We start from the raw sequence: 7,099 nt of genomic DNA on the forward strand, positions 1-7,099 counted from the left end.
ACCGACCATAACGGTCGCGAGCTTCCGGCTGGCACAGGGGCAATTTGAGATCGATAGGGGTGTGAGTCACTCATGAATTTTTATTTAAATTAGCTTTTAACTAAGCTCGATCTCCGTTCGAGTTTTCAATAACTAGATGTAGTGGTTTAATCCAGACGATCCTCACTAGTTTCCTGTAGATTTTTTGCCAATAGCGGCAGATGTTTAGGAGCTGATACCGCACGGGATAACGATATCGAGCCAACGAGGTCTGAAGTGCCCGCCAAACATCGGTATCCCGCATTCCTTCCGCTGATAAATACTGCTCCAACCAGTCCAAGTAATGTTGATGCGAGACATTTGGCTTGAATATGTCATATGTACCGTCCGCTTTTGCCACATGACAGCAGCTACTTGCATGTTGTCGATACAGATCCCAGTGTCCACTCGCGACAAATACTGGCGATCGAGCGCAGATTTTGGCAAATAAAACTTGGTCGTCAAACATGCCTCGGAAGGAATCTTCATAACCGCCCACAGCTTGGATCGTCTCCCGTCGGATCGTCGCGCCGCACACCCCAGGGGATTCAGCTTTACCCTCCAGACACAACGTCAGTATTGTCGGCGGTGAGACTAGGCAATCGGGATGGACGCCTAAAGCTCGACCGCGATCGCGTTTGAGATCCTCCGGCTTGTTTGTCCAGCCGTGCCACATCCAAGTCGAGCTATAGACCATCGCCACTTCTGGATGAGCATCTAAAATAGCAACCTGCTTGGCTAATTTCTCCGGCAACCACAGATCGTCAGCATCTAAAAAAGCAATATATTCACCGCTGGCGTGTTTGATGCCCAGGTTCCGTGCCGCACTCATCCCGCGATTTAGATGTCCTGAATGCTCCAGATACCGTACTTTGCCCGGACATTTGTGTGCGTACTGCCGTGCAATCTCTGTGCTGATGTCGGTCGAACCATCGTCTACCAGCAGCAATTCCCAATTGTCATAAGTCTGCGCGAACACGCTCTCGATCGCTTCTCGAAAAAAAGTTTCTCCAGCATTTAGAAAAATGATAATAACAGTTACAGTTGGTTGACTAATCATTGCTGGTTCATACGGCCTTTGTTTAACGATCGATTTCTAAGTAACAAAGACAACAAATAGATTAGTCACGATCTCTAAAATTAATTATGGCAATCTGCTGGGTGTGAGTCATCGACCAAACAGCTCATTTATTAAGAGCGTAGTTACGATCCAAGGTATGAAAACCGGCTGTATCGGCTCCCCGGACTCATTCAATTTGTCCGCGCCGGACTGAAAATACTACTTTATTTGTAAAAACCGACACTTTTTTTTGGTGGATTTACTGTCTAGCGAAGCTGCCAATTTACGCCGACCTACTCAATCAATCGCAATGCTGATTTTTTGGAGATGTGTAATGATTATTAGCAAAAGTCTATGAGCAGACCGATACCCAAAATGTAGCTCGAACTCAAGATTGCTGTCTTCAGCTAAATTGCTTAATATACTGCTTCGCTACCGTTTCTAATCACAGTCAATCGTCTTAAAGTCCAGACAATACCAATGCCACTACTCAGCCATATTGCTTGTTTTTTACGTCACCCCTACCGCTCATTGCCCGCTAATGCGAACATGCCGAGGCCGGGTATGTTCGCATTGGTATCTAAATGGCTGAGTCGATCGCTAATTGTGTTGTCACTATGGTTATTGCTGGGCACCAATCCCACCTTGGCCATTGGGAGTCAGACGAACTATAGTCGGATCGATCTAAGAGATCGCAACTTTGCCGGACAAGATCTCACGGGTGGCGTCTTTGTATCGTCCGAATTGCGGGGTGTCGATTTGAGCGGGGCGAATTTAACTAACGCAATGCTGACGATGGCTGTCTTACTGAAGAGCAATCTATCAGGAGCAAATCTCACAGGTGCTTTGGCCGATCGTGCCACGTTTGATGAAGCCGATCTCACTAATGCCATCCTCACCGAAGCCACGCTGACTCGATCGCGGTTTTTTGGTGCCAAGATTACAGGTGCCGATTTTACCGATGCTCTGATCGATCGCGCTCAAGCTAAACTACTATGCGATCGCGCGGATGGAACTAATCCGGTGACTGGAGTCTCTACTAGGGATAGTTTGGGGTGCCGGTAGGTTTAGGTCTTAGGCTTTATGCTTGAGTTGATAGTGGATCTGGACGCAAGCGTCCTTTTCCCTACCAGTCCCCCGTCTTCCCGTCTTCCCGTCTTCCCGTTTCCCCGTCCTCCCTCCAGTCCCCCAACTTCTAAAGCCTAATACCTAATACCTAAAGCCTAAAGCCTAATACCCAAAGCCTAATTGTAAAGATTTACCAAAGATCCTCATATCCCGCGATTTATTGCTTCACTTGTGGCACCGAGAGTAGCTAAACTACTTTAATAGAAGATATCTAAGAATAGATCCCAATTAATATGAGTGTAGTTAGTCAAGTTATTCTAAAGGCAGACGACGATCTCCGTTATCCCAGTACTGGGGAACTCAAAAATATTCAATCATTTCTGAAAACTGGCGAACAGCGGATTCGGATCGTCACCACTTTGGCAGAATCCGAAAAGAAAATAGTCGATCGAGCTAGCAAGCAATTGTGGAAACTGCACCCTGACTATATTGCACCTGGTGGCAATGCTGCTGGCCAAAAACAACGAGCTCAGTGCATCAGAGACTATGGTTGGTATCTGCGGCTAGTTACCTATGGAATTCTTGCTGGAGACAAAGGGCCGATCGAGCAAATTGGGTTGATTGGCGTGCGGGATATGTACAACTCGCTAGGCGTACCTGTCAATGGGATGGCTGATTCGATCGCCGCACTCAAAGAAGCCTCGCTCAGTCTGTTAAGCGAGGACGATGCTGCCGCTGCCGCTCCCTATTTTGATTACATTATTCAGGAAATGTCCTAGATTGCCAGCGATCGATTTGGATTCGCTCTCAAAAAACAACCCTCAGCACTGCTGGGGGTTGTTTTGTTTGCGCTCGACGAGATTTCGATGGTTCAAATTAGCAATAATTAATAGAGCGTTGCTAAAACTGGGTGTAAAAATATCGCCCAACTCCTAAACCCTAACTCCCCTACCCATGAATAATTTAATCGAGTTTCTGCTTAAAGCTTCCTGGATGAGCGTATTGGCTGCTGCCATTACTGGCTCGATTAGCGGTATGGGTAGTGCCGCGTCGATCGCGTTGATTAATCGATCGATTAGTCAGATTACCCCCGCACACCCACAAGCACCGCCAGAACTGCTCTGGGGCTTTATGGGACTGGTCGTCGTCTCACTGATTACGACGCTCATTTCCCAGTTTTTGCTCGCACAATTGGCGCAAGATGCCATTTACAAACTGCGACTGCGGATTAGTGGCTGGGTTTTGGCATCCCCATTACGACATTTAGAAGAGTTGGGCACCAGCCGCATCCTGGCGACGCTGACTGAAGATATTCAATCAATTTCTAGCGGGGTATTTAGTATCCCGACATTATGTGTCAATGCGGCGATCGTGGCAGCTTCACTAGCTTATCTCGGCTGGCTGTCGCTGTGGGTACTAGTGGGCACATTAATCTTTATGGGATTATCGATCGCGTTAGTGCAAGTGCTCATTAACCAAGCCGTGCGCTTATTTACCGAAGCTCGTGAAGAAAATGATGCCCTGATGAGACACTTTCAGGCGATTACCAACGGCATCAAAGAACTCAAACTACATTCCCAACGCCGCGAAGACTTCCTCCAGGAAGACTTGCAAACTACCGCTGCCACCTTGCGCGAGTACCGGATTGGCTCCCAACGCGCGATCGCGCTATCGAGCGGGATCGGCGAGCTGTCGTTTTTCTTGCTGTTGGGCTTATTAGTCTACGGCTTACCCCACGTTCAGACAGTCTCTGCCGAACTCCTATCGGGTTACGTGCTGACAATATCTTATCTGATGCGACCGATCGGGAATACCTTGGCAATCCTACCCAACCTCAGCCAAGCAGGTGTCGCCTTGCGGAAGATCGATACCTTGGGATTATCGCTAGCCAGTCGCGCCGAGACTCTCGCCCACACGACCCTTAGCCCCCGTGCATTTACCCAAATTGATATCCAGCACGCTACCCATAGTTACCAGCTTGCTGGAGAGGAAAATACCTTTACACTGGGGCCTGTCGATCTCACCCTCCAGCCAGGAGAATTAGTATTTATCGTCGGTGGCAATGGCAGCGGTAAATCTACCCTAGCTAAGCTAATTACAGGCTTATACGTGCCCGACAGTGGGGAAATTCTGTTAGATGGCAAGGTCATTGATGACAGTTATCGCGAGTCGTATCGCCAGCTATTTTCGACCGTATTTGCCGACTTCTATCTATTCGATCGATTTGTGGGTTTGCATTTAGCTGATGGCGACGAGCAAGCCAAGATGTACCTCGAAAAACTCCAACTTACGCATAAAGTCGCGATCGAAGAGGGTAAACTCTCTACTACAGCCCTGTCTCAAGGTCAGCGCAAACGCCTCGCACTCCTAACTGCTTACCTCGAAGACCGCCCGATCTATTTATTCGATGAATGGGCAGCCGACCAAGATCCGTTCTTTCGCGAAATCTTTTATCAACAACTCTTGCCAGAACTTAAACAACGCGGCAAAGCCGTCCTGGTTATCAGTCACGACGATCGCTACTTCCATTTAGCCGATCGAGTCCTGAAGCTAGACTATGGCAAAATTGTGGTCGGTTAAGCGGGAAGCGGGGAACGATTTGCGGATCTCCTCACAGAGCATCTGAGCTGATATTTGCGTCGGTTCAGCAATACAAGAAACTGTTGTTAGGCTGTTAGGCTTTATTCTTGAGTACAACCTCACAGATCTCTAAAGCCTAAAGTCTAAAACCTAATTCCTACCACATCTGCCACCAAGGTTTCCCCTTCCAAGCCGCCGCAGCGACAAACTTTGCACCATTAGAAGTAGTAAAGGAATAACCCCAATAGACACCTAGTTGGCTGTGGTTGTTGGGATCGATAACGGTTTGACCTGGTTCGAGCCACTGACTATCGCCTAAGCCGTACCACTCTTGAAACTGTTGACGGCTGAAAAATCCGCCGGTAATCGAATGCAAGACTAGCGTTCTGCCAATTTTAATATACGACCCAAACCGATCGATCCGAATTCTTTGGGTCGATCGATTGGTAATTTTAGTAGCGTAATAGGGCTTATTTCGAGCTTCAGGATTGAGACAGTGCTCGATCTTCAACCAGTTTTTGCCCAACTTTAAATCCGATCGCTCCAAGGTTGCAAAAATTACATCTTCGACGATCGGGCGCGAGCCATCAAATTTAGCCTTAATTGCCATTGCAAAATCTCTACCCTTATCTGCTGGAACTGCGACACTGCGTCGTGCTGGATTGGCAACAATACCGCGCTGCATCAAATTACTAGTAGCGATACAAACATCGAGATCTCTAAAATTGCGTTGCTGTTGTAGTTGCTGATTCATTATTCACTACCTCAATCCACACCTAAACTGGTCTATGGATTTATAGTGCCCAGATCGATCGATATAATTAACACTTTGCTCGATCGATTTACACCGATCTGAAGACGATCGATCGCCAGTATTTTCGGGTAGGATGCTTAGAATCTCGTTACTGTTAACACGATCGCGATCTCATCTGACGATCGAGTCCAAATTGTCAAGACATTAGCAGCCCTAACGGTATCGTGCTTATCAGTATTTTATTCTGCAAGACTATTAAGCTGTTTTGGTTGTAAATAGTAAAATTGTCGTCAAAACCGCTTGCTAAATGTCGCTAGGGTCGCAATGCGACCGTTTTTTCCAGTCCACTACTGGATATTTTTTAGGAGAGGATGACTCTGGCCGATCTCTGCGATCGATCGTCAGCAGCACCGATCTTCGCCACAACTCAGTAATCCTTTTTTAATTGATGTTGATTTTGATACAGGCATGGGTACTCTAAGGCTACGCGATGCCAAAGTTTGCTCTCTGGGATCGCAGCCTGACATAGAAATGCTTGAGTCAAGTCAGCATCTCCAATCCCCGCACTCTGTGTATTAGTTATCACTTTTTCATTGGAAATTCACACTTAATTTTTCAGTAAAAGTAGATAAATCTGATTTGAAGATAATGGTTGCATCATATAATTGAGGTCAACTTGACGATCGATTAGCTCGGTTAGTCTGTATCGTGGTTATCAAAATTTAACTCGATCGGGCGATGAAACTGAGTTAATTGTAAATATTAATAGTGCGCGCGCAATCGCAATCCACTCGAACTTTACACCAGTCAATTAAATTTAATCTTGAGGAGAACTACCCAAATGTCATCAGCAATTTGGAAATCTGTATCGATCTGCCCAATGCTCGTAGGCTCAGTGCTATTGCTAACCACTGGCGTCATGGCGGCACCCAACAGCACTGAAATTGCTAGGTCTGCTAGCAACTTAACTCTCAATAAAGCCAGTGGTGCGAACCCAGTGCAAATCGCTGCTACCGAACCAACTTCAGTAGACGGATCCGAAACCGATATCGTCAAACCTAGCGACTGGCAATATAAATCGCTCCAAGGTTTGGCAACTAAATACGGTTGTAATCCCAACCTCAACGACAAACCCGTTTCGCAGCTGGAATTTGCGCGCGGTTTGAACGCTTGCTTGAATAGAGTCGAACCAATGCTGGCACAGCAACCTGGCGGCATGCCCGGGAGTGCTCCCAGTGGTGTCACTCGTGCAGATCTGGAAGTTCTCCAAAGATTGACTCAAGAATATCGCGCTCAACTAGCCGAAATCGATGGTCGTCTAGTCGCCACCGACAAAAAAGTCGCGCAACTCCAAGCCAACCAATTTTCGACAACTACCAAGCTCAAAGGCGAAGCAATCTTTAACGTTGCTGGTGCATTGAGTGGTTCCAATTCCAACAACACCGTCTTTGGCGATCGCGTCCGCTTATTATTTGAAACTAGTTTCAGCGGTAAAGATCGCCTCTGGACGCGGTTAGCTACTGGCAACCAAACAGGGATCAACGGCCAATTGAAAAATGGCCCAACGGCTGAAGGCGCACAAGTATCCGACCTTGGTCTCAACAATTCTGTCATCGTAG

Annotated in this window: 6 protein-coding genes; 4 read left to right on the plus strand and 2 right to left on the minus strand. The window is 47.1% G+C overall.

Annotation, left to right across the window (positions count from 1 at the left end; all coding sequences use genetic code 11):
• Window positions 1–100: 100 nt before the first annotated feature.
• Window positions 101–1,078 (minus strand): glycosyltransferase family A protein, encoded by a 978-nt coding sequence (locus tag RMO84_RS01885; protein WP_310486762.1) that lies wholly within the window; start codon window positions 1,076–1,078, stop codon window positions 101–103.
• Between the two features lie 564 nt (window positions 1,079–1,642).
• Between RMO84_RS01885 and RMO84_RS01890 the strand changes: the two genes are divergently transcribed.
• The 3 genes from RMO84_RS01890 to RMO84_RS01900 all read left to right on the plus strand — a co-directional run bounded on the left by RMO84_RS01890 (window position 1,643) and on the right by RMO84_RS01900 (window position 4,726).
• Window positions 1,643–2,143 carry a pentapeptide repeat-containing protein gene (locus RMO84_RS01890; RefSeq protein ID WP_310486763.1) on the plus strand — a complete coding sequence of 167 codons (501 nt, stop codon included), beginning with the start codon at window positions 1,643–1,645 and terminating at the stop codon, window positions 2,141–2,143.
• 296 nt (window positions 2,144–2,439) lie between these two features.
• Entirely contained in the window at window positions 2,440–2,925 is a 486-nt protein-coding gene (locus tag RMO84_RS01895) for an allophycocyanin subunit alpha-B (protein ID WP_310486764.1), read from the plus strand.
• A gap of 175 nt (window positions 2,926–3,100) precedes the next feature.
• Window positions 3,101–4,726, plus strand: coding sequence for a cyclic peptide export ABC transporter (locus RMO84_RS01900; RefSeq protein WP_310486765.1), 1,626 nt, complete (start codon window positions 3,101–3,103; stop codon window positions 4,724–4,726).
• A 157-nt stretch (window positions 4,727–4,883) separates the two neighbouring features.
• Here the strand turns inward: RMO84_RS01900 and RMO84_RS01905 are convergent, their stop codons facing one another.
• Entirely contained in the window at window positions 4,884–5,480 is a 597-nt protein-coding gene (locus RMO84_RS01905) for a hypothetical protein (protein ID WP_310486766.1), read from the minus strand.
• An 880-nt stretch (window positions 5,481–6,360) separates the two neighbouring features.
• Here RMO84_RS01905 and RMO84_RS01910 point away from each other — a divergent pair.
• Window positions 6,361–7,099 (plus strand): iron uptake porin (locus RMO84_RS01910; protein ID WP_310486767.1); only part of this gene is annotated, 739 nt, incomplete at its 3' end.

The sequence above is a fragment of the Chamaesiphon sp. VAR_69_metabat_338 genome, from assembly GCF_031423935.1.
GTDB lineage: Bacteria > Cyanobacteriota > Cyanobacteriia > Cyanobacteriales > Chamaesiphonaceae > Chamaesiphon.

Excerpts from the sequence above, each read along its gene's own strand:
- RMO84_RS01885 (WP_310486762.1), bottom strand. The coding sequence starts at position 1,078 with ATGATTAGTCAACCAACTGTAACTGTTATTATCATTTTTCTAAATGCT.
- RMO84_RS01890 (WP_310486763.1), top strand. The coding sequence starts at position 1,643 with ATGTTCGCATTGGTATCTAAATGGCTGAGTCGATCGCTAATTGTGTTG.
- RMO84_RS01895 (WP_310486764.1), top strand. The coding sequence starts at position 2,440 with ATGAGTGTAGTTAGTCAAGTTATTCTAAAGGCAGACGACGATCTCCGT.
- RMO84_RS01900 (WP_310486765.1), top strand. The coding sequence starts at position 3,101 with ATGAATAATTTAATCGAGTTTCTGCTTAAAGCTTCCTGGATGAGCGTA.
- RMO84_RS01905 (WP_310486766.1), bottom strand. The coding sequence starts at position 5,480 with ATGAATCAGCAACTACAACAGCAACGCAATTTTAGAGATCTCGATGTT.